The sequence below is a fragment of the Bacillus paranthracis genome (assembly GCF_001883995.1).
Classification (GTDB): Bacteria; Bacillota; Bacilli; order Bacillales; family Bacillaceae_G; genus Bacillus_A; species Bacillus_A paranthracis.
Genome location: NZ_MACE01000015.1, coordinates 104,980 through 130,889, shown reverse-complemented (window position 1 = coordinate 130,889; position 25,910 = coordinate 104,980). Strand labels below are relative to the sequence as shown.

The window sequence follows — 25,910 nt, the reverse complement described above, 5'->3', positions numbered from 1 at the left end:
GTTTTTTTGCTATTTAATAATCCCATTTTCTAAAATTTTAATCGTAGGTGTTACTTTCACGTTAGCTTTTGAAAAGACACTCGGCCAAGCGTCTTCAACTTTTTTCCATTCTTCATATTGAAACGCTCTCGCATAATCACCAAATCCGAATGGATCGAGTTGTTGTTTTTGAATTTTGTGGATTAAATTGTTCAAATCTTTGTTTAGTTGTTTTGTAATAAGAGAAGTTAATTTCTTCCTATCTTTATCTATATCCATATTGAATGTAAGTTCAGATACGGCAATTTTTAAATCCATTTTAACATTAAATTTGAAGTGGTTATCGCTATAGCCTGTACGGATATCACGATTCATGCTAAGAACGTTTATTGATACGAAATCTTCACCTTCTGTATCTTTTAGATGACTATTACTTTCAACTGAATGCGAAGGGATTTTCATTGTAAGTGAAACAGGTATATTAGCTTTTTTTTGCAACATGAGCAGAAGGGCACTTTCATAGCGATTTAAAGACATCTTATAAATTCCGCGAGAAGTTAAAAGTGCAGAGCCTGTAACGATAACATCTTTTTTTCCTTTTTTTATTTCTGAAATAGCAGGTGTTATACCTTTATTAAACGTTTGTCTATGAAATTCATGAAATGGTGTGAAAACTGTCCGATTGTATAATTTATTTGTATTAATTAAATCTGTTAAATACTCAGGAAGAGCAGGTTTATCTTTAAAGTTATTATATATAACAGAAGAAATTGGCCCGTCTACTGCAACCATGCGCATGTTTCCTGTATTTTTAGGATCGCGGTACCAAACATCAAGGTAAGGCATAGCACCTTCTTGTTTTAAAAATTTCGTGCTAAATAAAATGAGCTGTAACTTTTCTGTAGACACTAAACCGCTACTTGAACTATTAAACGTTGCTTTTGCTTCTCGGGGTGTACGTACTTTCGCTTCATGAGTTTCGTACTTTTTCTCCACATCTTCATTAAAAATAGGGTTTACGTGGTACACAATTAATTTACCTTTTGCTTTTGCGTCAAAGCCGTAAATTAATGAAATCGATTGTTTTTCTAAGTCTAGACGATCTCCACAGCCTGTTAAAAAGGTTATGAGAAAGCAAAGTATAGTGAAATGAATAAAGCGCCTCATTTAAACTCTTCTCCTTTCCCAATACTGATATAGTGTCATGTATAAGAGAAATACGACTGGAAATAGAAAAACGATAAAATAACTGGCAGCTCCCCAAAATTCTCGCAACGCACTTATTTGGTAAGAGGAAGGGATATAAAAGAATAGAACGAAAATGCATCCGAATAATAAAATCCAAACAGGTAACGAACTCCCTTTTTTGTTAAGTAATTGATTGATTCCATCTGAAGCGGTAAAAATATAAGGAATGCACGAATCGAAAATAATGAAGAGGTAAAATGACAAAAAGATAATTTCAAACCGTTCCAGAAATGAAAAGTGAAATGGTGTAATAAGAGAAAGAGTCGGCCATAAAAACTTAGTTATACCATCTGGGCTAAAATAAACGAAAGAAACGAACGTAACTTGTAGGTAGACGAATAACGTAATCATATTTGCAAGAACGATGCCTTTTTTTGCAGCTGATTTGTTAGTTAGATAGGGATAAAGGACGAATGCAAACTCGAATCCGAGAGATGCAATGATAGTTGATTTCACTGTGGTTACAACTGGTAGCCATCCTTCCTTTAGAAAGGGAAGAAGATATATCCAATGACCATCTTTAAGAGGGATAAACAATAGTAATGGTATCCAGAGGGTAAAAAGCACAGTGAAAACGGCAAAGCGACTAATAATAAGTACACCTTTACATGCAAGCATAAGCATTGGAATAGAAAGCAAAATCATAATTAAAAACATTGGAGTTCTAGGTAAAATCCAAATGTGAATGACATATAAAAGAGAAAAGATTAAGGAGACCGCAGCAAGTATAGCGTATAAAATCCAAAGAAGCATAGCGAATTTTCCTAGCCACTTCCCAAGATAACGAGTCAGCACATCAAGTAAAGTATACCCAGGATGCTTTTCCATAATTTTTACAATACATAGACTGACTAAAGTAGTGATAGCGCATCCAATAATAATAGAAATCCATCCATCTGTATTCGCCCCTTGTGCAACTTCACGAGGAAGTGTAAGGACACCGAATCCTACTTGAACACCACTAATCGTTAAAATGTATTGAAATAAACTAATCTCCCTCTTTGCACGCTTTGTCACTTCTCTTCCTCCGTTCCTTCTATATCGCGTTGTCGATTCTCTTGTTTTAAGTTAAGGGATAGTGGACGCTTCTTCATTATTTTCCATGGTAAACGTATAAGAATATCTTTTAAATCCGAAGCAAATAACGGAGAAAAAGGACTACCATAAGGAACACCGAGAGATTCCATAGAAAGTATATGAATAATAATGATTGCCATCCCAACCATAATGCCAATGACACCAAATAAAGAGGCAATTATCATCATTGGGAAGCGAAGAAGTCGAATTCCTGCAGACATTTCTAGATTAGGGATGATGAAAGAAGCGACTGCAGTAATAGATACGACGATAACCATGACATTACTTACTATTCCTGCTTGAACTGCAGCTTGTCCGATGACAATCCCTCCTACGACGCCAATGGTTTGTCCAACGGGACCCGGAAGCCGAACTGCAGCTTCGCGGAGCATTTCAAGTACTAATTCCATCAAAAGTGCTTCTAATATAGGAGGAAAAGGAATTTTAGCTCGAGATTCTCCAATCGTTAACAATAATTTAAGTGGAATCACTTCATAATGAAAGGAAATCATAGCAATATAAAGAGCAGGAGCAAAAATTGCAATAAATAATCCAGTGAAACGAAGTAATTGTATAAAAGATGGAATCATTGGCCTGAAGCTGTAATCATCTATCGTCTGAAAAAAAGCTGAAAAAGTCATTGGTCCAATTAATACGCCTGGTGAACGATCTACAACAACAGCAATTCGCCCATCTAGAATATGATGTGCTGTTGTGTCAGGGCGTTCAGTTATTGATAATTGCGGAAAGAGAGTAAAGGAATTATCTTCAACAAACCCCTCTAATTCACCAGTAGTAAGAATCGCATCCACTTTTACTGATTCGATACGGGATGCCATTTCTTTTACGACATCTTCGTCCGCAACATCTGCTAGATAAAGCAAAAAAACCTTTGAAGTAGCTCGTTCACCAACAGTGAATTCCTTCACTTTCAATTCGCGATTTGGAATATATCGACGAATAAGTGCAAGGCTGTCGCTCGCTACTTCATTAAATCCTTCGTGTGAGCTTTTTATGGAGCTCTCTGTTGTAGGCTCTTCAATGCTCCTTTTGGGTGCCGCTTGCGTATCAAGCTCTAAAGCGGATAATTGCCCGTTTATAAATAAAATACTTTTGCCGTGTAAAAGAGATTGTTCAATGTCTGTCCACTGCTCAATCTTTTTAATATTTCCGATAGAAACAGAGGCTTCCCAAAAATCGTCTTCATTCCACTCTTTAAATAAGAGAGGACGAAGGATGTTTACGTTAATAACAGTTTTGTCTACAAGTCCTTCCATATATATAAGTGCAGCTTCCTGTCCGTTTTTTAATGGAAAATTGCGTGTTATTAATTCTGGAATACCGCTAAACAGTTTGGACAAGTGCTTTAAATTAAGGGAAAGGGAAGAAGAAATAGATTTATTTAATGTGTGATCAGCTTGCTCTTGGTTAGAAAAAGATTTTTCACCACGAATCCATTTATTAAAAGACCCCATTTGTTTGCTTACTCCTTGTTATGTTTTATCTCGATTGGTGAGGGCTGATTAAAGTTTCACTTTATATGGGTTATTATGGATAGTTCCATACGGACATATGCGTAGTTTAAATTTTATATTGTATATTTTTAACTTTAACGCTATAATTATAGTGTTAAAGATGGAATCGTGATATGACCTGTTATGACTCTATCGTTTTATTTATGAATAAATGGATTGGTATTTTAGCAAGATGTGCTAATAAACTACTCCACCATGATAATAACGTGCCGAAATGTGGTGCGTATATTTTCGTGGTGGAGTTTTTTTATTCTCAAAAAGGGGGAAAGACCATGAATAACAACATGGTTCATATTACAATTGACGGAAAAAAGTATACAGCGGAGCCCGGTTCAACGATATTGGGTGTTATAAATGAGAACGGGATTGAACATCCGCAAATTTGTTACGTGCCAGAAGTAGATCCTATTCAAACATGTGACACTTGTATTGTAGAAGTTGACGGAAAGTTAATGCGCTCTTGTTCGACAGTAGCGACAGAAGGTATGAACATTGAACGTAATTCTACTCGTGCGAAAGAAGCACAAACAGAGGCGATGGATCGGTTACTAGAAAATCATTTATTATACTGTACAGTATGTGACAACAACAATGGGAACTGTAAACTGCATAATACGGCAGAATTAATGGAAATTGAACATCAAAAATATCCTTATGAACCGAAAGTAGATGTAAGTGAAGTTGATATGACGCATCCGTTTTATCGTTATGACCCGAATCAATGTATTGCATGTGGTCAATGTGTAGAGGTGTGTCAAAACTTACAAGTAAATGAAACATTATCGATAGACTGGGAAGCGGAACGCCCACGAGTGATTTGGGATGAAGGAGTAAATATTAATGATTCTTCATGCGTTAGTTGTGGTCAATGTGTAACCATTTGTCCTTGTAACGCTTTAATGGAGAAAACGATGCTCGGTGAAGCTGGATTTATGACGGGACTAAAGCCAGATATTCTTGAACCGATGGTAGATTTAATTAAAGAAGTAGAGCCTGGATATAGCGGTATTTTTGCGGTATCAGAAGTGGAAGCGGCCATGCGTGATACTCGTACGAAGAAAACGAAAACAGTATGTACATTTTGTGGTGTAGGTTGTTCATTTGAAGTGTGGACGAAAGGGCGTAAAATTCTTAAAGTACAACCTTCTTCTGATGCGCCAGTTAACGCAATTTCTACTTGTGTAAAAGGAAAATTTGGTTGGGATTTCGTAAATTCTAAAGAACGAATTACGAAACCTTTAATTCGTAAAAATGGAACGTTTGTTGAATCAACATGGGAAGAAGCGTTGAATGTAGTTGCAAGTAAATTAGGATCGATTAAAGAAGAGTACGGTAAAGATGCTATCGGTTTTATTTCTTCATCTAAAATTACGAATGAAGATAATTATGTGATTCAAAAATTAGCTCGACAAGTATTTGAAACGAATAATATTGATAACTGCTCACGTTATTGTCAATCACCAGCGACAGACGGATTATTCCGTACAATTGGTATGGGCGGAGATGCTGGAACGATTAAAGATATTGCACAATCTGGTCTTGTTATTATTGTAGGTTGTAATCCGACAGAAGGTCATCCTGTTTTAGCTACACGTATTAAACGTGCACATAAATTACACGGACAAAAATTAATTGTGGCTGATCTTCGTAAAACAGAAATGGCAGAGCGTTCAGATGTCTTTATTAGTCCAAAACAAGGAACAGATCAAGTATGGTTAATGGCTGTTACGAAATATATGATTGATCAAGGCTGGCACGATCAACGATTTATTGATGAGAATGTAAATTTCTTTGAAGATTTCAAAGAGAGCCTTACAGCATATACACTTGAATATGCAGAAGAAATGACTGGTATTTCAAAAGAAACACTGATTCAAATGGCTGAAATGATTCGTGATGCAGATGGTACATGTATCCTTTGGGGAATGGGGGTAACGCAAAATACAGGTGGATCTGATACTTCCGCTGCAATTTCAAACTTACTACTTGCAACAGGTAATTATCGTCGTCCAGGCGCTGGTGCATATCCGCTTCGAGGTCATAATAACGTACAAGGTGCTTGTGATATGGGTACTTTACCAGGATGGCTTCCTGGATATCAACACGTTACGAACGATATGGAACGTGCGAAATTTGAAATGGCTTATGGAGTGAAAATTAATAGCGAACCAGGTCTGAATAATATTGAAATGCTTCACGCGATTGACGAAGGGAAAATGAAAGCTATGTATCTTGTCGGAGAAGACATGGCTCTTGTAGACTCTAATGCGAATCATGTACATGAAGTATTATCAAGCCTTGATTTCTTCGTTGTGCAAGATGTTTTCTTATCTAAAACGGCTCAATATGCAGATGTTGTATTACCAGCAGCGCCATCTCTTGAAAAAGAAGGTACGTTCACAAATACAGAGCGTCGTGTTCAAAGACTATATCAAGTTCTTCCTACGCTTGGAGATGCGAAGCCAGACTGGTGGATTGTGCAGGAAGTTGCGAATAAATTAGGTGCAAACTGGAGTTATAGTCATCCAAGTGAAATTTTTGCTGAAATGGCAAGTTTATCACCACTATTTTCACAAGCAAACTATGAAGTATTGGAAGGATGGAATAGTTTCCATTGGGGAAGTTTTGATGGAACGAATACACCGCTTCTTTTCCAAGATGGATTTAACTTCCCGGATAAAAAAGCTCGTTTTGCGATTGCTGACTGGGTGCGCCCAGCTGAATTCCCAGCTGAGTTCGACCTTCATATTAACAATGGTCGTATGCTTGAGCACTTCCATGAAGGGAATATGACAAATAAATCAACAGGTATTCAAACGAAAGTGCCTGGCGTTTTCGTTGAAGTTTCTCCAGCACTTGCAAAAGAACGTGGAGTAAAAACTGGTTCATTAGTCCGTCTTGTCTCTCCGTTTGGAGCGTTAAAATTACGTGCACTTGTAACAGATCGTGTAAAAGCGAATGAGTTATATTTACCGATGAACTCTACAGATAATGAAACAGCAATTAATTTCTTAACAGGTCCTGCCGTTGATACGCGTACGAACACACCTGCTTATAAACAGACGAAAGTGCGTATGGAAGTGCTGGAAGTTGATGGCGAAAATCCGATGCCAAAAGCGAACCCGCGTAATAAAAAACGTCATCCTCAATCTGGTATTGAGGTACATCGTAAGTGGGCACGTCCAGGGTATGTGCATTTAACGGATAAGTAGGAGGAGAAAAATATGGCTGCACCTATAAAAATGATTCAAAAACAAGAATTAACTGAGGAAGAAATAAAACAGAAAAAATTAGACGATTTAAAAGAGCTTCTAGCTAATAATGAAGACGCTCTAAATCAAATGTTTAATATAGTAGGGGAATTGAATGATATTGGCATGCTAGAAGCAGCAAATTCTATGCTAAAGGCGAAAGAACCAATCGCAAAGATTGTTCTTGGTCAAGTGACTCGTGAGCCCGTTACAAATTTAATTAATAATATGATGGGGGCTGCGGGTGCTTTAACAGAACTTGATCCGGAGCTTACGAAAAAGCTTATAGGTAGCTTATTAGTAGGGCTAGAAAAAGGTAATGAACATCTAGAGAGTAATAAAAAAGTAGGGGTATTCGATCTTATGAAAGTATTGAAAGATCCAGACATTAACCGTGCTATCGGGTTTGGGCTTCATTTCTTAAAAGGTATGGGAAAAGGATTAAAAGAAGAATAAACTTCATGAAGTGAACCCTTTCGCCCAAATGTTTGTACGAAATAGTTTGGGCGGAAGGCTCATTTTGGTAAAATATATAATAAAGTAAAATGAGGTTTTTTGGGAGGTATAATTGTATGTCAAAAAAAGTACATGAATTTAATGATATGATTCGAAAACTTCGAAAGGAACTTTTCGGAAAAGGGCCAGAACGAATTCATACTGTTTTTGCTGAAAATATGGCGATTGCGACTCTTTACGGAAACTTAACACCTACTGAAAAATTCATTTCAAGTACAATGGACGGTGCGGAAATGGTTCATATGGCTAGAACGAAAATGATTCAAGAAGTGTATGCTGCAAATTCCCGTGAACATTTGGAGGAACTTGTTGGAGCGAAATTAGTGAATTTGTTTTCAGATATGAAAGTAGAAGAAGATATTGCAGTTTCGGTATTTGTTTTTGATAAAAATATAACGTGAGAGAAGGATACTGATCGTGAAACCGATACAGGTAGAAAGAGAAATCTTTCGTTATGAACAAGGGGCGTTTAAACATATAGAGGACAGCATTGTAACAGAGTTTCCAGTCACGATTAAAATGAACGGACAGGAGTTTGTTACAATGGTTAGTACTCCAGAATATATAGAAGATATGGTAATAGGCTTCTTAGCATCTGAAGGAATCATTCGGAAGTATGAAGATATTGATGACATATGGGTACAAGAGAAAGAAGGATTTGTACATGTCACGACGGCAAAAGTAAATCCGTATTACGAACAAATGCAAAATAAACGTTATATTACTTCATGCTGTGGTATGAGTAGACAAGGATTTGTTTTTGCGAATGATGCATTAAGTGCAAAGAAAATGAATGGCGTCCATGTACAAGTTACTGCAGAAGACTGTTTTCGATTAATGAAAGAAATGCAGCAATCTGCGGAGACATTTCGTCATACAGGGGGCGTTCATAATGCATCTTTGTGCAATGTGAATGGTATTATTTTAAGTCGAATGGATATCGGAAGGCATAATGCGTTAGATAAAATTTACGGTTATTGTTTAAAAAATAATATTTCTATAAGAGATAAAATTATTGTTTTTAGCGGTCGTATTTCTTCGGAAATATTATTGAAAGTTGCAAAAATTGGTTGTGAAATTATACTGTCAAAATCAGCTCCAACTGAGTTGGCTTTACAGCTAGCTGAAGAATTAGGTATTACTACGATAGGATTTATTCGGAATGAATCCTTAAATGTATATACGCATCCGGAGCGTGTTTTAAATATAAACTAAGTAAAAGCGAGGCAATAAATATGAAATCTGTCACATTAGACAAACTACAACGTCCGTTAAAGGATTTACGTATTTCAGTTACTGATCGCTGTAATTTTCGCTGTCGATATTGTATGCCAGAAGAAATATTTGGTCCTGATTACTCGTTTTTGTCTAATGATAAAATTTTATCTTTTGATGAAATTGAAAGGATAACGCGTATTTTCGTTTCTTTAGGTGTTAGAAAATTACGGATTACAGGCGGAGAACCGTTACTTCGAAGAGGTCTTCCGCAGCTTATCGAGCGCCTGAATAAAATAGATGGTGTGGAGGATATCGGTTTAACAACTAATGGATCGTTACTTAAAAAGTTTGCTCCTGATTTATATAAGGCGGGTTTATCACGTGTGACAGTTAGTTTAGATTCCTTAGAAGAAGAGCGGTTTTTCTATTTGAATGGTAATAGAAGCAAAGTACAAAGGGTTCTGGAAGGAATACAAGCTGCAGCTGAAGTCGGTATGAAAATTAAAATAAACATGGTCGTTCAAAAGGGGAAAAACGAACAGGATATCTTGCAGATGGCGCAATACTTTAAGGAAAATAAACATATTCTTCGTTTTATTGAGTATATGGACGTTGGAAATTATAACGGTTGGGATTTAAAAGAGGTTGTCTCTAAACAAGAAATAGTAGATACGATTCATCAAGTTATGCCATTAGAACGAATAGAAGCGAATTATGCAGGAGAGGTTGCGACTCGCTATCGTTATATTGGAAGTGATGAAGAAATAGGTATTATTTCATCAGTAACAGACTCCTTCTGCTCCTCATGTACGAGAGCTCGTATTTCTGCAGAAGGAAAATTATATACTTGTTTGTTCGCTTCTAAAGGAAATGATTTGAGAGAACTGCTTCGATCAGAATACACTGACGAGGAAATAACAGATGTCGTACGCGATATATGGAACAAACGAGAAGATCGTTATTCAGATGAACGCTTAAGTCATACAAGTAAAAAAAGAGCACCTAAAATTGAAATGTCACATATTGGTGGTTGATATATATAAGTGACAATATGATGAAGTATATACAAAATGGAAGATGTGCAATGGTTGTAGATTTTCTATTTTATAGTAAAAGTGATGGTTGATCTCTCTGTAAAAGATGTGCAGAGAAATTAAGCAGCATTCAAAAACCTTTATTTTGAGGAGGTTTTTTGAAGCTGCTTTTTTATTTGGAGAAAATGGAGGAATTAGTAATGGCATTTCATAAACCGGAACAAATTGCTGAGCTTGTCATTGAGGCCGGTGTTCAAAAAGTAAGTCAGACCTTGCCAGCAATGCTTATTCTCGGTTTTTTAGGAGGAGCGTTTATTTCGCTAGGTTTTTTACTTAACATTCGCGTTTTAGGTAATTTGCCTGAGCGCTGGGGGAGTTTAGTAAATGTTTTAGGAGGAGCGGTTTTTCCTGTTGGACTCATGCTCGTTGTATTAGCGGGAGGAGAATTAATTACCGGAAATATGATGTCACTGTCTATGGCGCTATATGCAAAGAAAATTACATTGGTTAGTGTGCTAAATAACTGGATTTGGATTACTTTCATGAATTTTGTAGGAGCTATTTTCGTAGCGTATTGTTTCGGTCATCTTGGCGGATTAACAGAGGGGGATTATTTAAATAAAACGGTAGCGATAGCAGAAGGCAAGTTACATGAATCTTTTGGAAGAACTTTAATTTTAGCAATTGGGTGTAATTGGCTCGTTTGTTTGGCGCTTTGGCTTGCTTATGGGACGAGTGATTTTGTCGGAAAAATAATCGGAATTTGGATTCCCATTATGGCATTTGTAGTGATTGGATTTCAGCAAGTGGTAGCAAATATGTTTGTCATCTCAGCAGTTATTTTTGCAGGTCATCTCACATGGATGGATCTTGCTAAAAATTTTGTTCCTGTCTTTATCGGAAATGTAATTGGCGGGGCTGGTTTTGTTGGATTTGCGTACTTTGCTTGTTATCAAAAACAACATTCTAATATGAAATAGAGTTCGTGAGAGGAAGGGTATATGTAATGGCTGAGCGGTATTCACGACAACATTTGTTTAAATCAATTGGGAGTAGAGGGCAAGAAAAAATTCGAAATAAACATGTGTTAATTGTAGGAGTAGGCGCATTAGGAAGTGCAAGTGCCGAAAGTTTCGTACGTGCAGGTATTGGCAAGTTGACGATCATAGATCGTGATTACGTTGAATGGAGTAATTTACAAAGGCAACAATTGTACTCTGAACAAGATGCAAGAGAGAAATTGCCAAAAGCAATCGCTGCTAAAAATCGGTTAGAAAAACTTAATTCGGAAGTACAAATACATGCTTTCGTAATGGATGCGTGTGTAGAAAACTTGGAAGGGCTATTAGAAAATGTCGATGTAATCATTGATGCAACAGATAATTTCGATATCCGATTTATAATAAATGACTTATCACAAAAACATAATATCCCGTGGGTATATGGTTCTTGCGTTGGCTCGTACGGTATGAGTTGTACAATTATTCCGCAAGAGACACCTTGTTTACATTGTGTGCTGAAGAACGTTCCAGTTACAGGTGTGACGTGTGATACAGCTGGAATTATTAGCCCGACTGTACAAATCGTCGCAGCATATCAAGTGGCGGAAGCACTCAAAATTTTAGTAGAAGATTTTGCAGCAATTAGAAAAACATTTTTCATATTTGATATATGGAGTAATCAAAACCATTTTATAAAACTAGGGAAAATCAAGACAGACAATTGCTCTTCATGCGGTTTGAATCGCATTTATCCTTATTTATTATACGAAAATCAAACGAAGGTAGCTGCTTTATGCGGAAGAAATACAGTTCAAATTAGACCAGTAGACAATAGAAAATACAATTTTGATGATATAGAAAAAGTATTAAAAAAAGTGGGGGAAGTAAATCGGAATCCGTATTTACTATCTTGCCAATTAGATGAGTACCGCATCGTTGTTTTTCGGGATGGTCGTGTTTTTATTCATGGCACAAATGATATTTCGAAAGCGAAACAACTATATTATCGCGTATTCGGCTAATAGAAAGGGTTGTCAACAATGGAAAGAAGAGTACCAATCACAGTTGAAGAGGCTGTTCGTAAAGTGATGGGATTTGCTCATAACGGCTTAAAGGAGCTACTACCTATTGAATTAGCTTACGGACGTATATTAGCAGAGGATTTAGTAGCTGACCATGATGTGCCGTCATTTAATCGTTCACCGTATGACGGGTTTGCTATTAGAGCAGAAGATACGAATTTAGCAAGTTATGAAACGCCAATTGTATTTGAAGTAGTGGGTGAAATTGGTGCAGGATCGCTATTCGATGAGAAAGTAGGTCCGTTTCAAGCAGTTCGAATTATGACGGGAGCACAGATTCCGAGTGGATGTGATGCAGTTGTTATGCTAGAGCTGACCCGTCAATATGAGGAGGCTGGCAGTAAGTATATGGAATTGAAACGGTCATTCAAAACGGGCGATAATATTTCTTTTCAAGGTGAAGATGCTCGTAAAGGAACGGTTCTTGCAAAGAAAGGAACATACATTCATCCAGGCATTTCAGCTCTTCTTGCTACGTTTGGGTATAGCGAGGTGCCAGTTGCGAGAAAGCCTGTAGTTGGACTATTAGCGACTGGCAGTGAATTACTGGATGTAAACGATTCATTACAGCCAGGGAAAATCCGAAATAGTAATACGTATATGATATTGTCTCAAATCCGAAGAGCAGGCGGAAGAGTAAAGTATTTTGGGAAGTTTAGCGATGATTTTTATACGTGTTTTACGGCTGTAAAAGAAGCAATAAGCCAAGTAGATATGCTCATTACAACAGGTGGTGTATCAGTAGGGGATTACGATTATTTGCCAGCTATATATGAAAAATTAGGTGCATCAGTTCTTTTCAATAAAGTTGCAATGAGGCCAGGAAGTGTTACGACTGTAGCGCAATTAAATGGCAAGTTATTATTCGGTTTATCAGGAAATCCATCTGCTTGTTACGTAGGATTTGAATTGTTTGTAAGACCTTGTATTCGAACGTATATGTTTAGTGAAAAAGCACATGTAAAAAGAGAAAAAGCGTTATTAGGAGAAGACTTTTTAAAGCCAAATCCATTTACAAGATTTGTACGAGGAAAACTAACATATAACGAAGGGCAGTTAATCGCTTATCCGTCAGGGTTTGATAAATCTAGCTCAGTTTCTTCTCTAGCAGAGACAAATATATTTATTGTACTTCCAGGTGGTACGAGAGGGTATAAAAAAGATATGTTCGTAGATGTTCTCTTGTTGGAAGATAACGAAGGTAGTGAATGGCCTTGGACATTTTATAAAGTGAGAGGTGATTCTAATGGGACAAGTGCTATTTGAAATTGTAGATATACCGATTGTAGTTGAAGAAGTAACAAATAAGGTTGCAAGAAGAGACGCAGGTGCGATTACAACTTTTATTGGTACAGTGAGAGAATTAACAAAAGGAAGACGAACGCTACATTTAGAGTATGAAGCATATGAAACGATGGCAGTAAAACAACTTATGAGAATTGGTGAAGAAATTAGTGAAAGATGGCCGGACGCAAAAATAGCAATTACGCACCGAGTAGGCCGGCTAGAAATAATGGATATTGCGGTAGTCATCGCAGTTTCATCACCGCATCGCAAAGTAGCTTATGAAGCGAATGAATACGCAATTGAACGTATAAAGCGAATCGTCCCAATATGGAAAAAAGAATTTTGGGAAGATGGGACGATGTGGATTGGCGATCAACTTGAAAATACACCATATCCAGCAGGAAAACCGAAGAAGGAAGAATGAGAAAATGATTACAATTTTACTGTTTGCAAATTTGCGTGAGGAAGTCGGGTTAGATCGATTCGTAATTTCCGAAAAACAAGAAATGACTGTGCAGCAATTAAAAGAATGGCTCAAAGCAAACTATAGTTTACAATCGCTTGATAGAGTGATGGTGGCTGTTAATGAAGAGTTTGTAACGAATGAAGAGATGATACAAGCTGGAGATATTGTCGCATTCATCCCGCCTGTTAGTGGTGGATAATAAGCGTTTCTTGAAACGATAAGAAGATGCTATATATAAATTCGAATACGAGAAGGGATGAGTTCTATGCTTACTCAAGAACAAATAATGAATGCGTTAAAACATGTAGAGGATCCAGAATTACACAAAAGTATTGTGGAGTTAAACATGGTTAGAAATATACAAATGAATGGAACAGAGGTTAAACTTGAAGTAGTGCTAACGATTCAAGGATGTCCGTTAAAAGCAAAAATTCAACAAGATATTGAAGAATCACTTTACGCAATTGGTGCATCAAAAGTAGATTTAACATTCGGTTCTATGACAAAAGAAGAACGTGCAGTCTTAACAGAGAAGTTAAAGAAAAATACTAGAACAGAAACTGGTATGCCAAGCATGCTTCGTCCTGATTCAGGAGTACAATTTCTTACTGTAACGAGCGGAAAAGGTGGAGTCGGAAAATCAACTGTAACAATTAATCTTGCAACGGCTTTAGCTCGTATGGGCAAAAAAGTGGGGATATTAGATGCAGATATATATGGTTTTAGCATTCCAGCTATGATGGAAACGAATCAAAAACCAACGATGATTGATCAAACAGCAATTCCAGTTATTAGTCACGGTGTTAAAATTATGTCTATGGGATTTTTTACAGAAGGAAATAATCCGGTTATGTGGCGCGGACCGATGTTAAATAAATGGATTCAAAATTTCCTTGCGAATACGCACTGGGGAGAATTAGATTATTTACTTCTTGATTTACCACCTGGTACAGGAGATGTTGCTATTGATGTTGCAGCAATGATTCCGCAGGCGAAAGAAATTATCGTTACAACACCACATAATGTAGCTTCATTCGTAGCATCTAGAGTAGGCGTAATGGCAAAACATACGAAACACGAGATTTTAGGTATTGTGGAAAATATGGCTTATTATGAAGAACAAGATGGATCGAAAAATTATCTGTTTGGAAAAGGCGGCGGCGAAATGTTAGCAGAACAATTGCAAACAGAAGTAATCGCACAAGTACCTTTTGCAAAACGTGAAGAAAATAGCGGTTCATCTGTATATGATGAAGATTCTCTTGTTGGAGAAGTGTTTACATCGTTAGCAGAAGATATTATTTATAAAGGATAGAGGAGGGATTTTTATGGTGTGTAATATCGATCATTCTATTGAAGATGTAATGAATAAACTTGAAAGTCAAAAGAGTTTTTTATCTGAAGAGATTTTTAAAGGATTAAAAAATTTTTTGCAAGGTAATCACTCACAAGAAATATTAAATGATGTCTTTCATCTTCTAAAAAAGTATGACTTAGTTAGTGAAGAAGAAAGAGAGACGAGAAATACTCAATTATTGCTGATTATAAAATAAATAAGCTTTGGCTTTTGTTTTGTAACAGGAGGGGTAAATGTAATGAATATGAAGAAGATGATTGAAACGATAGAAGCAACAAAAATGACTGATGAAGAATTATCGATTGCTCATTTACATCAAAAGCTCGTGAAGCTATATAGTCAAAAAAATGTTGCTCATTATACGGAGTTATTAAAATATATTTTATCCTTATCCGTGCAGCTTGATTTACATTTCGTATTGAAATATTTTGGTGTGCGACCGGTTGTTGCTATAGACGAGCGTATGCAATTTCAAGAGATATTTAAATGCTTAGCTAATAAGGATGATAATGGGGAATGGTTTTTAAATTTCGTTTCTTTATATGTAGGGCTAATTGTAGTTCTTCACTTTGATGAAAAAGTGATTGAGAGAAGTTTTTTTGATGCTATGGTAGTGGGTGAAGGGAATGAAATATAAGGATCTTGCCCATAACATCTTTCTATTTAATAGCTATAATTAGTCTTTTGATTGGCTATGTAAATATGAAGGTAACGAATTAATAAAAAGTGTTCTTCAGTTGTTTCCATCGTTTTTTCATGTTACCATTAAGCGAATTTTTCATAGGGAGAGAAAGCGATGAAATGGATTTATTTTATTCTTATTAATGTTATAGCTTTTAGCCTTATGGGGCTTGATAAACGGAAAGCGAAGAAGAAACAGTGGAGAACGCCAGAAAGTACGTTGTTTTTATCAGCAGCAGCTGGGGGAGCAGTTGGAGCTTGGATCGGTATGTATATGTTTCATCATAAAACTCATAAAAAGAAATTTGTTTTCGGCATACCGTTACTTGTTGTAATAACGGTATGTTTATTATTCGTTGTATGAGAAATGTCGAAAGAAATGCAGATTGATTATTGGTAAAGTGAGCACGTGGGAACGTATAATGGAGAAAAAATGAGAAGAGGAGAAAAAGGAAGATGGGGAGTCAATCAGCAGAGCAAAAAAAAGGGATTATATATGCGGCTGGTGCGTATACGATGTGGGGAATACTACCAATCTATTGGAAATGGGTTGAGGAAGTTCCAGCAGATGAAATATTAGCACACCGCATCGTTTGGGCGTTCGTGTTTATGTTAATCGTATTAGGTGTTACGAAGAGATTTCGTCAGTTTATTGGAGAGTTCGTGAATCTTTTTAAACGACCTAAATTATTAATGTCATTAACAATAGCTTCAGTCTTGATTAGCGGAAACTGGTTTGTCTACATATGGGCCGTTAATCATAATCATGTTATTGAAGCAAGTCTTGGCTATTATATTAATCCGCTTATTAGTATTTTACTTGGTACAGTCGTTTTAAAGGAAAAGTTAAACTTTTGGCAATACGTTGCAGTTGGTTTAGCTGGAGTAGGGGTTATCATTTTAACAGTACGTTTCGGGGCTATTCCGTGGGTTTCTTTATCACTTGCCCTTTCATTTGGATTATATGGATTAACAAAAAAAATGTTAAACTATGATGCGACAATTGGACTTACGATGGAAACGATGTTAGTAACGCCGTTTGCGATTATTTATTTAGTAATGACAGGAGTACATGGTTTCGGCTCATTTGGCTCGATCTCAATGTCATCGACATTACTATTAATAGGAGCGGGCATTGTTACAGCATTGCCACTTTTTTATTTTGCAAAAGGAGCCCAACTTATTCCGCTTTATATGGTAGGTTTTTTACAATATATTGCACCAACAATTAGTTTGATTTTAGGTGTATTCGTATTTGGTGAACATTTCACATCTACTCATATGATTGCATTTTTCTGTATATGGGTTGCATTAGTTGTATTCTCGGTAGCGAAAACAAAGTTCTTGGTGCAGAAACAACCGAAATTTATAAAAAATAAATCAGCAAAAGTATCGTAATGCGTAGTATTTTCTACGCATTTTTCTTTATACTGATACTATAGGATTTCCATTATAGCTAGTAGGGAGCTGAGAACGTGGAAACGATTTTACATAACGATCCGCTTATGGCCGCTGTAATTTCATGGTTTTTAGCACAATTAACGAAAGTAGTCTTTAAATTATTTAAAACGGGTGAATTTGATTTTGCAAAGTTTTTCGCTTCAGGTGGGATGCCAAGTTCTCATGCTTCAACTGTTACAGCACTGGCGACAGGTGTTGGCGTTGTGGAAGGTGTGGAAAGTACTTTATTTGCAATTGCTGCTATTTTTGCCATTATAGTTATGTATGACGCTTCAGGAGTAAGGCTTGCAGTAAGTAAACAGGCGAAAATATTGAATGAGTTTTTTCACGGTAGACAAACAGAATATAAGAAGTTAAATGAACTTGTCGGGCATACGCCGTATGAAGTAGTAGTTGGTGCTTTATTAGGGATTATTGTCGGAGTAGGATATTGTTTATAAGCAGAGCATCTTATATGTTCTGCTTTTCTTTGTATTCATACATATTCAGCTACTTTCTTGAATATCGTTATACGGATTTCGAAAGGGTGGGTGAGTAACTTGTTATTATATGAAAAAGTGCATGAAGAAATAGCGAGAAGAGCAACTGCACTTCAAACGATGCAACGGCAAGATGGTACGTGGCGATTTTGTTTTGAAGGAGCTCCATTAACAGATTGCCATATGATTTTTTTATTAAAATTATTAGGTAGAGATAAAGAGATAGAACCGTTTGTAAAAAGGTTAGCATCACTTCAAACAAATGAAGGAACGTGGAAATTGTATGAAGATGAAGTGGGAGGTAATTTATCAGCTACCATTCAATCTTATGCCGCCTTACTTGCTTCGCAAAAATATACAAAAGAAGATGCGAATATGAAGCGAGCGGAAAATTTCATTAAGGAACGCGGAGGCGTGGCGCGTGCTCATTTTATGACAAAGTTTTTATTAGCAATTCATGGAGAATATGAATATCCTTCACTCTTTCATGTACCAACACCAATCATGTTTCTACAGAATGATTCCCCCCTCAGTATATTTGAATTGAGTAGCTCAGCACGTATCCATTTAATTCCGATGATGGTGTGTTTAAATAAAAGATTTCGAGTAGGGAAAAAGTTATTGCCAAATTTAAATCACATTGCGGGCGGGGGCGGAGAATGGTTTCGGGAGGATCGGTCTCCTTTGTTTCAAACGTTATTAAGTGATGTAAAACAAATTATCTCGTATCCACTTTCGTTACATCATAAAGGATATGAGGAAGTCGAACGTTTCATGAAAGAGCGTATTGATGAAAATGGAACGTTATATAGTTACGCAACTGCCTCGTTTTATATGATTTATGCTTTACTTGCGTTAGGGCATTCTCTTCAATCATCAATGATTCAAAAGGCTATAGCTGGTATAACATCTTATATATGGAAGATGGAAAGAGGGAGTCACTTGCAAAACTCTCCTTCAACTGTATGGGATACGGCTTTACTCAGCTATGCGTTACAAGAGGCACAAGTTCCGAAAGATCACAAGATGATTCAACAGACAATAACATATTTATTAAAAAAACAGCATACAAAAAAAGCTGATTGGAGCGTACATGCTCCCGCACTTATTCCTGGCGGTTGGGGTTTTTCGGATGTAAATACGACAGTTCCAGATGTTGATGATACAACTGCTGTACTAAGAGTGTTGGCAAGAAGTAGAGAGAATGAAAAGGTAAATAATGCTTGGCAGAAAGGGATTGATTGGGTTAAAGGATTACAAAATAATGATGGGGGCTGGGGAGCGTTTGAAAAAGGTGTGACGAGCAAATTATTAGCAAATTTACCAATCGAAAATGCAAGTGATATGATTACAGATCCTTCCACACCAGATATTACAGGAAGAGTGTTAGAGCTTTTCGGGACATATACGCAAAATGAATTACCTGAGAAACAAAAACAAAGTGCGATAAATTGGTTAATGAATGCACAAGAGGAAAATGGATCATGGTATGGGAAATGGGGGATTTGTTATATATATGGTACGTGGGCTGTTATGACAGGTTTACGGTCACTCGGAATTCCATCTAACAATCCATCATTGAAACGAGCAGCTTTATGGCTTGAACATATACAGCATGAAGATGGTGGATGGGGAGAATCATGCCAAAGTAGTATGGAGAAAAGATTCATTACTTTACCATTTAGTACACCATCTCAAACAGCATGGGCGTTAGATGCTCTCATTTCTTACTATGATACAGAAACGCCAGCTATTCGAAAAGGCATTTCATATTTGCTTGCGAATCCTTATGTGAATGAAAAATATCCTACTGGAACAGGTTTACCTGGTGGGTTTTATATTCGTTATCATAGCTATGCCCAAATTTATCCGCTACTTACTTTGGCACATTATACAAAAAAATATAGAAAATAAACCGAGAGATATCTCTCGGTTTATTTTGTTGGGTAGTAGGTCCCTGTTGAAAAGAATAAGGTTGTGCTTTCCTTATTTTTCAGTTGACTGGCGTTTTTGACGTGCATCAGCGGCATTTGCACGTGCGTTTGCTTCTAAGTCATTGTGGTCAGCAAGTTCACGAGAGAACTCTACATCAATGCCATCAGTAGCTTTGTTTTGTTTGAAATTTTTTTTGTTCATTCGACACAATCTCCTTGCACTTTATCCCGCTTTAATGGGCAGTAAGACCCCCACCTTAAAATTCAGTGAAAGCAAAGAAGTTAGGGGGGACGGGCTGCCCATAAAAGTCCGATTGGTGAGGGCTGATAATCAGTGGGGATGAAGAAAATCCCCACTGATTAAAGTTTCACTTTATGCGACGTTGCAAAGTTAGTTTGACACAAATAGACTTTTTTATACAAAGAGGAATTGGAAAGTAAAAAACCGAAATATACAGTATAAGTAATAGAAATGGGGGATAGGTATGGAGTTTTTAAACGGGAAAACAGCTGTTGTAACAGGAGCTGCACAGGGAATTGGAAAAGAGATTGCAAGGGTGTATGCAAAACTAGGGGCGAAAGTATTAATTAGTGATGTAAATGAAGAAAAATTACAAAAAACGACACGTGAGTTCTTGGATGAAGGATATGAAGTGAGCTTATATCGATGTGATGTGAGTAATCAAAATGAAGCAAAGTCGTTAATTGAATATGCCGTTCAAAAATTCGGGACATTACATATTTTGGTGAATAACGCTGGGATTACAAGGGATGCAATGTTACATAAAATGGAGAAGTCTGCTTGGGAACAAGTATTACAAGTGAACTTAACTGGAGTTTTTTATTGTATGCAACCAGCGCTGCTTTACATGAGACAACAAGGGTATGGACGTATTATTAATATATCTTCAATTAGTAGAGAAGGAAACATAGGTCAAGCAAACTATGCAGCTACGAAGGCAGGCGTTGTAGGTTTAACGAAAACGGCAGCGAAGGAAGTTGGAAATTTCGGTATTACGTGTAATGCGATTTGCCCAGGATTTATGGATACAGATATGACAAAAACGATACCAGATAAAGTGAAAGAAAAGATGGTCGGCGCGATTCCGGTTGGTAGAATTGGAACGCCAGAAGATATTGCGAACGCAGCTGCCTTCTTAGCATCAGAATACGCATCCTATATTACAGGAGAAGTATTAAATGTGAGCGGGGGACTGCAAGTTTAAAGACATACATAATGAAAAGAACCTGACCGGATAGGTCAGGTTCTTTCTCTTTAATTTAAGTTAAGCCAAACGCTCTTCACTTCTGTATAGTTATTTAATGCATAAGATCCCATTTCACGGCCAAGACCGGATTGTTTAAATCCTCCAAATGGAGATGCTGCATCAAAGACGTTATAACAGTTTACCCATACTGTACCAGCACGTACTTTACTTGCAACGTAGTGTGCTGTTTTAACATTTTCTGTCCACACACCAGCTGCTAAGCCGAATTGTGATTTATTTGCACGTTCAATTACTTCATCAATATCGTTAAACGGTATAGCAGAAATAACTGGACCGAAAATTTCTTCTTTTGCAATCGTCATTTCATCATTTACGTCAGCGAATACTGTAGGAGAAACGAAGTAGCCTTGATCAAATGGATTACTTCCTCCGCAAAGTACTTCAGCACCTTCTTCAATCCCTTTTTCGATGTAGCCCATTACACGTTTTTGTTGTTCTTCGGAAACGAGAGGACCGATTGTAGTTTCTGGACTTAAGCCAGCACCTTGATTTAATTTTTTAGAGTAAAGGACAAGGTCAGCCATGACATTATCATACATTTTCTTCGGAACAAATAAACGTGATCCAGCAGAGCATACTTGTCCTTGGTTAAACATAACACCAGAAAGTGCACCAGGAATCGCGCGAGATAAATCAGCATCTGGCAAGATGATATTTGGTGATTTACCGCCTAACTCAAGTGTAACACGCTTTAATGTTTCTTATATACACGTTATTGGTCACAATACAAAATATATTTAAAAGAGGATAAAAGAAGTATTGATATAAAAGGAATAAAGGGGTATTTTTAAAATAGCCCAATATACATTTTATTGGACAAAATAGGAGTAATAAAATAAGATAGAGTTAGGTGTTATTTCAGAGAAAAGAAAGTGGTAAAAGTAATCATATTAAACAAAAATAAAAGAGAGTACATAGGGAGAATTTCTTTTATGAATAAGGGGAAGTGAATGAAGTAATGGATTATAAATTTGTGAGTAAAGAAACTACTGTAAATGAAATGATTAGAGGGAAAATGAGAAATATAAAAGTGATTACAATAAGTGTGCTAGAAGAAAGTACAGGTATTGTATATCCACATCCTATAACAGAGTTCATAAAAAGACAGTACGAGTTTTATGGAAGATCATTAAATAGTTCTGATGCACCTGCAAGGGTAGTATGTCGTTTCTTGAATTTTTGTCTACAAAAGATTGAAGAGGGACATGAAGAGTTTGTGGATATGAAAGGTAAGGGGATAAATGGATTAGAACGCAAACATGGTAGTCAATATCTGACACATTGTTCCCTGGAGGGATTGCAAAAAACAACAGTAGAATATTATGAGAAATACCTTTCGGCATTTTATGTGTTTTTGAAAAAAATGAATTGGATAGAAGAAGCTTTTCCTTTAGAGGGGAAAAAGAATTTTAATGGTGATACTATTTATCGTTCAATATTTAGAGAACCAGCATTAGGAACAAGATTTCCTTCACGAGAAACAAGTAAAAGAAAAGTGGCAAAGCTAAAGGATTTTGGAGAAGATCGAAAACAATTAACAACCCACTTCATTCAAACAGCTATGGACGTTGCAGAAGATATAGCTTTAGGACTGTGTTTTCAGTTTTTTGGAGGATTGAGAAGAGGGGAAGTTGTTAATGTTTCTAGAGGGGATTTGATTGTAAGCGAAGGCGAATCAATGGAAGTCCAAGTCAAAGATAATCGTAACAAATTCTTTTCTCGTCTAAAGGACACGAAAACGGAGAACCCAAAAAGATTGAACTATTTACAAACAGATATGTGTCGGCAAACGATTTTAGATAATGATCTTGTTTGGGAAGTATATCGAAAACATCAAAAAAGACTAGATTACATGATTAAGAGTGGGAAGTGTAAGAATCATAGTGCTTTGTTCCTTGACGGTGACGGAGAAACAATGTCAGGAAAAGTGTATGATCGACGTTTTCAGAAAGTGAAAAAGGTATTTCTTGAATCGTTAATGGGACATAAAGATTATGACCTTTTAGCGGATACGTTTTGGTCAACACATATTGGTCGAGGAGTGTTCACAAACATGCTAATTGATATGGGATTTACCCCTACACAGTTAGCGATTGCGCGTGGTGATCGAAATCTGTCTTCTGCTATGTCATACATTGACCAAACGCTCACAACAGAACAAATTCAACAGGCTGTAGATGAGTTTAAAAAATACCCTACTGAAAAATTAGGGGTTATTGATTATGAACAAGTGAAGAAATGGAAGAAAAAATTATAAAATTATAAGGCGGGGGAATTAGTGGAACAAGGATGGATTACAAAAACAAAAGCAATTAAATGTGGAAAATATGGGAAGATTTCAAAACACAATCATGGTTTCAAACATTGGATTAAAGAAGGACACCTTACTACAAAAGAAGGTAGAGCAGATAATGGAATGAATTCAACTTTTTTTAATGTAAGTGAATTAGATAATTTGATGACCAAAATAGAAGACATGGAAAAAAATTATTTATCTGAAAAAGAAGTTGCTAAAATACTTGGATATAAAATAACGCTTACGGGGAATAGTGAAGCGGGTAGAAAAAAGATAAATCAAATAATTACTCTTTGTAATTCAGAAAAAATTCAGTATAAATATTTAGAAAAAGGATTCAATAAAGCCTTTTTATATGTGAATAAAGAGCAATTTCTTCATTTTGTTGAAACTCATATAAGTAACGCTGAAATAGCAAAAAAATACAATATAAATCATATGCAATTTGATATCGTAGATAGACGGTACAATCTAAAAAAAATACGTCTTACTAGAGAGGTTTCGTATTATCGAGTAGAGGATGTTAAATGTTTTGAAATGTTTAATGAGAACCTAGAAGATTATTATACGTTAGAGGAAGCACAGGCTGTTCATGGAATGACAGGGCATGTATTTCGGTCTATTGCTGATGAGGAAGGAATAGAACCATTAAAATTAAGTAGTAAGAAGGTTTATTACTCCAAAAAGGTTATTGATGGACTTGTTGAAAAGATGGAGGAAATCAAAGAAAAATACTGTTCTGCAAGTAAAATTAAAGAAGTTTGTGGTGTGAAAGTTAGAAAGCATACGGAAACATTCACACCAATAAAAACAACTGCCCTTATAAGGTATGTTTTTCGAACGATAGCAGAATATGTTTACTCAGTGGAAGAAGTACGAGAATATAAAAACAAGCTTGATATGCAAGATAAAATAAAAAGAATTCTTTTGGAAAAAACATCAATAAAAGCATTTGAGGAATGGTTGGAATTGAGAGAAATTTCTTTTTCTGGAAATAGTCCATATACAGAACGAGAATGGTATTCATATTGCAAAGAAAAGTTATCGCTATCCACAAGTACTAAAAAGTCTAGGAGAACTTTAATAAGAACTTATGTTGATTGTACGGAACTTTTAGCAAACTTAACGCTAGAAAAAGAATTATATTCGTTCACTTCAAATGAAATCAATCTTAAATTATTTAATAGTTCAATAGGGGTGGCAACACAACAATATTTATATAGTTTCTTAAAAGAGTTTCATGCGAAGCTGGTTGTGTATTTAAAGAAAAAAGAGGAACGAAAAAAGACATTTGATATGGATAGGATTATTAATCCTTATAAATATGAAGCTGTGGAGCAACCAAAAGAAGTATATGAGTATGACGAGTACATAAAAGTATATGATTATGTCCAAAAAGAGGAACATAAACATAAAGCTATTATTGATGCAGAAAAGATTATAGCAGGTAAGTCTAAAAAGGGAATATCGTATTACGCTTCTGCTTGGCTATATGTGTTGGCTCATTTGGGCAATGCCTGGCGACATGGAGATATAATGGACATGCCAATGGTTGATTTCAATTCGGTTGGAATTGAATCTTTAGAAACATTAAAAGCAAGAGATTTGACAGAAGAAGAAGCGAATGCGGTTATTAATCAAATCAAACGAAAAAATTTAACAACAAACAAAACAGGTGCAGTTAATCGTTTCAATTGTCCAAAGGAGTTAGTTGTTCCATTTGCAACAGCGGCTGTTATTTGTTCGATTATTGCTAAACGGACAAGTCTTGTCATTACGTCAGAAATTACTGAAACAAAAATTATAGATTTTGGCATAAAAGATGATATTTTCAGTAAAAAAGCACATAATACTTTCTTCGAAAACTTTGAAATAAAAGATTTTCAATTTCAAAGCCGAAAAATGAATCGTACAATATTAGTATTGATATATATGGTTCTTGTAAAAAAAGGGAAAGGTAGCGCAGCGTTAAAGATAGCTCAACGACTTAGAGCACACGAGAATTTTGAAACTACTAATATTTATCTTGTGATTCCGCAACATGAATTGGATGAACTAAGTGAGAGTTTGTTTGACAGAAAAAGTTTTGGTTATATACCTGATTTAATGGCTGATATTTTACTTGGGGATACCAAAGATAGAAATCAAAGGACGCAAGAAATAGTAGCACTACAAACAACGTTTGGTGGTATTCATAAACTAGAAGCAACTGCTGGATTTATAAATAGGACTTTAGCGGAACGAAAAAAAGTAGCGGATCAAATTTTCAGTATGGGATTGGATGAGGTCACAGATTTAATGTTTGACTTGCAAGTTAATGCCTTGACAAGTAACGAAGAAAATTACCAATGTCTTGTTTCTCCAAACTGTCAAAAACCACATTTGGAATCTTGTAAGGATTGCCCATTCGCTATTCCAAACTTTTATTCACTCTCTTCTCTCGTAGAAGGTTTTAAAACGTCCATTTTGGAGTTTGTTAAAGATTTCGACCCAAATACCTTTGAAGGCGAAAAAACACGCCTTATGAACGTATTATACAAGGATTTAGACCATTTACATCGTGCCATGCAGAAGTTTGGGGAAGAGGAAGTATTTCATTTCTTTGAAAGAGGAAAAGAAGAATATAACGAATTAGTAGATTTGATTGGGGAAGTACAAACAAAAACGGGTGAAGATTTTGAGATGTATCTAACATACAATCCAAAATATTTATCGTAGT

The 25,910-nt window shown here is 36.1% G+C and carries 24 protein-coding genes and 1 pseudogene; 20 read left to right on the top strand and 5 right to left on the bottom strand.

From position 1 onward, the window contains the following. Nucleotides 1-9 precede the first annotated feature (9 nt). Genes gerSC through BAQ46_RS05880 form a run of 3 tightly spaced genes read right to left on the bottom strand, consistent with a single transcriptional unit; the run spans nt 10 to nt 3,779 of the window. Nucleotides 10-1,146, bottom strand: coding sequence for a spore germination protein GerSC (gene gerSC, locus BAQ46_RS05890; protein WP_001252193.1), 1,137 nt, complete (start codon nt 1,144-1,146; stop codon nt 10-12). After that, nucleotides 1,147-2,244 carry an endospore germination permease gene (locus BAQ46_RS05885; protein WP_000166500.1) on the bottom strand — a complete coding sequence of 366 codons (1,098 nt, stop codon included), beginning with the start codon at nt 2,242-2,244 and terminating at the stop codon, nt 1,147-1,149. Further along, on the bottom strand, nt 2,241-3,779 hold the full coding sequence (locus tag BAQ46_RS05880) for a spore germination protein (RefSeq protein WP_071741774.1): 1,539 nt from the start codon (nt 3,777-3,779) through the stop codon (nt 2,241-2,243). The genes BAQ46_RS05885 and BAQ46_RS05880 overlap by 4 nt, the downstream gene beginning before the upstream one ends. A 332-nt stretch (nt 3,780-4,111) precedes the next feature. Between BAQ46_RS05880 and fdhF the strand changes: the two genes are divergently transcribed. The 17 genes from fdhF to BAQ46_RS05790 all read left to right on the top strand — a co-directional run bounded on the left by fdhF (nt 4,112) and on the right by BAQ46_RS05790 (nt 19,586). After that, a complete protein-coding gene (gene fdhF / locus BAQ46_RS05870; protein ID WP_001063648.1) occupies nt 4,112-7,051 on the top strand; it encodes a formate dehydrogenase subunit alpha in 2,940 nt (979 codons plus the stop codon). A gap of 12 nt (nt 7,052-7,063) precedes the next feature. Beyond that, on the top strand, nt 7,064-7,546 hold the full coding sequence (locus tag BAQ46_RS05865) for a helical membrane plugin domain-containing protein (protein ID WP_000729889.1): 483 nt from the start codon (nt 7,064-7,066) through the stop codon (nt 7,544-7,546). Nucleotides 7,547-7,662: 116 nt separating this feature from the next. Beyond that, entirely contained in the window at nt 7,663-8,007 is a 345-nt protein-coding gene (locus BAQ46_RS05860) for a Na-translocating system protein MpsC family protein (protein ID WP_000039582.1), read from the top strand. A gap of 16 nt (nt 8,008-8,023) precedes the next feature. After that, on the top strand, nt 8,024-8,821 hold the full coding sequence (gene fdhD, locus BAQ46_RS05855; RefSeq protein ID WP_000802675.1) for a formate dehydrogenase accessory sulfurtransferase FdhD: 798 nt from the start codon (nt 8,024-8,026) through the stop codon (nt 8,819-8,821). Nucleotides 8,822-8,841: 20 nt separating this feature from the next. Further along, nucleotides 8,842-9,858, top strand: a complete 1,017-nt coding sequence (gene moaA / locus BAQ46_RS05850; protein WP_000844136.1) for a GTP 3',8-cyclase MoaA — start codon at nt 8,842-8,844, stop codon at nt 9,856-9,858. Nucleotides 9,859-10,058: 200 nt separating this feature from the next. Then, entirely contained in the window at nt 10,059-10,838 is a 780-nt protein-coding gene (locus tag BAQ46_RS05845) for a formate channel (protein ID WP_000864003.1), read from the top strand. A 26-nt stretch (nt 10,839-10,864) separates the two neighbouring features. After that, the gene (locus BAQ46_RS05840; RefSeq protein ID WP_071741773.1) at nt 10,865-11,881 is read left to right on the top strand and encodes a molybdopterin-synthase adenylyltransferase MoeB; all 1,017 of its coding nucleotides are present in this window, start codon (nt 10,865-10,867) and stop codon (nt 11,879-11,881) included. Nucleotides 11,882-11,899: 18 nt separating this feature from the next. Then, nucleotides 11,900-13,207 carry a molybdopterin molybdotransferase MoeA gene (gene moeA, locus BAQ46_RS05835; protein ID WP_061131687.1) on the top strand — a complete coding sequence of 436 codons (1,308 nt, stop codon included), beginning with the start codon at nt 11,900-11,902 and terminating at the stop codon, nt 13,205-13,207. Beyond that, complete coding sequence (gene moaE / locus BAQ46_RS05830; protein ID WP_061131688.1) at nt 13,188-13,652, top strand: molybdopterin synthase catalytic subunit MoaE; 465 nt, start codon at nt 13,188-13,190, stop codon at nt 13,650-13,652. The genes moeA and moaE overlap by 20 nt, the downstream gene beginning before the upstream one ends. 4 nt (nt 13,653-13,656) lie before the next feature. Beyond that, on the top strand, nt 13,657-13,893 hold the full coding sequence (moaD, locus tag BAQ46_RS05825; protein ID WP_071741772.1) for a molybdopterin converting factor subunit 1: 237 nt from the start codon (nt 13,657-13,659) through the stop codon (nt 13,891-13,893). Between the two features lie 66 nt (nt 13,894-13,959). Beyond that, complete coding sequence (locus BAQ46_RS05820) at nt 13,960-15,009, top strand: P-loop NTPase (RefSeq protein ID WP_048557168.1); 1,050 nt, start codon at nt 13,960-13,962, stop codon at nt 15,007-15,009. Between the two features lie 13 nt (nt 15,010-15,022). Continuing rightward, on the top strand, nt 15,023-15,247 hold the full coding sequence (locus tag BAQ46_RS05815; protein ID WP_000227057.1) for a hypothetical protein: 225 nt from the start codon (nt 15,023-15,025) through the stop codon (nt 15,245-15,247). Between the two features lie 42 nt (nt 15,248-15,289). Beyond that, nucleotides 15,290-15,688, top strand: coding sequence for a hypothetical protein (locus BAQ46_RS05810; protein WP_048557167.1), 399 nt, complete (start codon nt 15,290-15,292; stop codon nt 15,686-15,688). Between the two features lie 159 nt (nt 15,689-15,847). Beyond that, nucleotides 15,848-16,096, top strand: coding sequence for a DUF1294 domain-containing protein (locus BAQ46_RS05805; protein ID WP_000871337.1), 249 nt, complete (start codon nt 15,848-15,850; stop codon nt 16,094-16,096). A 92-nt stretch (nt 16,097-16,188) separates the two neighbouring features. Beyond that, nucleotides 16,189-17,130 (top strand): EamA family transporter RarD, encoded by a 942-nt coding sequence (gene rarD / locus BAQ46_RS05800; RefSeq protein WP_000535534.1) that lies wholly within the window; start codon nt 16,189-16,191, stop codon nt 17,128-17,130. Nucleotides 17,131-17,207: 77 nt separating this feature from the next. Further along, nucleotides 17,208-17,633 carry a divergent PAP2 family protein gene (locus tag BAQ46_RS05795; RefSeq protein WP_000447815.1) on the top strand — a complete coding sequence of 142 codons (426 nt, stop codon included), beginning with the start codon at nt 17,208-17,210 and terminating at the stop codon, nt 17,631-17,633. A gap of 99 nt (nt 17,634-17,732) precedes the next feature. Continuing rightward, nucleotides 17,733-19,586, top strand: coding sequence for a terpene cyclase/mutase family protein (locus BAQ46_RS05790; protein ID WP_071741771.1), 1,854 nt, complete (start codon nt 17,733-17,735; stop codon nt 19,584-19,586). A 72-nt stretch (nt 19,587-19,658) separates the two neighbouring features. On the opposite strand, the gene BAQ46_RS05785 is transcribed toward BAQ46_RS05790, so the two are convergent. Continuing rightward, a complete protein-coding gene (locus tag BAQ46_RS05785) occupies nt 19,659-19,808 on the bottom strand; it encodes a YfhD family protein (RefSeq protein WP_001035808.1) in 150 nt (49 codons plus the stop codon). 283 nt (nt 19,809-20,091) lie between these two features. Here BAQ46_RS05785 and fabG point away from each other — a divergent pair, with 283 nt between their 5' ends. Beyond that, the gene (gene fabG, locus BAQ46_RS05780) at nt 20,092-20,832 is read left to right on the top strand and encodes a 3-oxoacyl-ACP reductase FabG (protein ID WP_000395021.1); all 741 of its coding nucleotides are present in this window, start codon (nt 20,092-20,094) and stop codon (nt 20,830-20,832) included. A 50-nt stretch (nt 20,833-20,882) separates the two neighbouring features. On the opposite strand, the pseudogene dhaS reads toward fabG, so the two are convergent. Continuing rightward, nucleotides 20,883-21,596: pseudogene (dhaS, locus tag BAQ46_RS05775) on the bottom strand (aldehyde dehydrogenase DhaS); the annotation flags it as partial. A 257-nt stretch (nt 21,597-21,853) separates the two neighbouring features. Between dhaS and BAQ46_RS05770 the strand changes: the two are divergent. Both BAQ46_RS05770 and BAQ46_RS05765 read left to right on the top strand, forming a co-directional pair. After that, the gene (locus BAQ46_RS05770) at nt 21,854-23,152 is read left to right on the top strand and encodes a hypothetical protein (protein WP_061157473.1); all 1,299 of its coding nucleotides are present in this window, start codon (nt 21,854-21,856) and stop codon (nt 23,150-23,152) included. A gap of 21 nt (nt 23,153-23,173) precedes the next feature. Beyond that, nucleotides 23,174-25,909 carry a hypothetical protein gene (locus BAQ46_RS05765; protein WP_061157474.1) on the top strand — a complete coding sequence of 912 codons (2,736 nt, stop codon included), beginning with the start codon at nt 23,174-23,176 and terminating at the stop codon, nt 25,907-25,909. Nucleotide 25,910 lies beyond the last annotated feature (1 nt).

Bases quoted from the DNA above. Each gene is read 5' to 3' on its own strand.
- BAQ46_RS05805 (WP_000871337.1), top strand. From the start codon at position 15,848: ATGAAATGGATTTATTTTATTCTTATTAATGTTATAGCTTTTAGCCTT.
- BAQ46_RS05845 (WP_000864003.1), top strand. From the start codon at position 10,059: ATGGCATTTCATAAACCGGAACAAATTGCTGAGCTTGTCATTGAGGCC.
- moeA (WP_061131687.1), top strand. From the start codon at position 11,900: ATGGAAAGAAGAGTACCAATCACAGTTGAAGAGGCTGTTCGTAAAGTG.
- moaE (WP_061131688.1), top strand. From the start codon at position 13,188: ATGGGACAAGTGCTATTTGAAATTGTAGATATACCGATTGTAGTTGAA.
- fabG (WP_000395021.1), top strand. From the start codon at position 20,092: ATGGAGTTTTTAAACGGGAAAACAGCTGTTGTAACAGGAGCTGCACAG.
- BAQ46_RS05785 (WP_001035808.1), bottom strand. From the start codon at position 19,808: ATGAACAAAAAAAATTTCAAACAAAACAAAGCTACTGATGGCATTGAT.
- BAQ46_RS05770 (WP_061157473.1), top strand. From the start codon at position 21,854: ATGGATTATAAATTTGTGAGTAAAGAAACTACTGTAAATGAAATGATT.
- BAQ46_RS05820 (WP_048557168.1), top strand. From the start codon at position 13,960: ATGCTTACTCAAGAACAAATAATGAATGCGTTAAAACATGTAGAGGAT.
- moaD (WP_071741772.1), top strand. From the start codon at position 13,657: ATGATTACAATTTTACTGTTTGCAAATTTGCGTGAGGAAGTCGGGTTA.
- fdhF (WP_001063648.1), top strand. From the start codon at position 4,112: ATGAATAACAACATGGTTCATATTACAATTGACGGAAAAAAGTATACA.
- moaA (WP_000844136.1), top strand. From the start codon at position 8,842: ATGAAATCTGTCACATTAGACAAACTACAACGTCCGTTAAAGGATTTA.
- BAQ46_RS05840 (WP_071741773.1), top strand. From the start codon at position 10,865: ATGGCTGAGCGGTATTCACGACAACATTTGTTTAAATCAATTGGGAGT.
- rarD (WP_000535534.1), top strand. From the start codon at position 16,189: ATGGGGAGTCAATCAGCAGAGCAAAAAAAAGGGATTATATATGCGGCT.
- BAQ46_RS05865 (WP_000729889.1), top strand. From the start codon at position 7,064: ATGGCTGCACCTATAAAAATGATTCAAAAACAAGAATTAACTGAGGAA.
- BAQ46_RS05880 (WP_071741774.1), bottom strand. From the start codon at position 3,779: ATGGGGTCTTTTAATAAATGGATTCGTGGTGAAAAATCTTTTTCTAAC.
- BAQ46_RS05860 (WP_000039582.1), top strand. From the start codon at position 7,663: ATGTCAAAAAAAGTACATGAATTTAATGATATGATTCGAAAACTTCGA.
- gerSC (WP_001252193.1), bottom strand. From the start codon at position 1,146: ATGAGGCGCTTTATTCATTTCACTATACTTTGCTTTCTCATAACCTTT.
- BAQ46_RS05815 (WP_000227057.1), top strand. From the start codon at position 15,023: ATGGTGTGTAATATCGATCATTCTATTGAAGATGTAATGAATAAACTT.
- BAQ46_RS05810 (WP_048557167.1), top strand. From the start codon at position 15,290: ATGAATATGAAGAAGATGATTGAAACGATAGAAGCAACAAAAATGACT.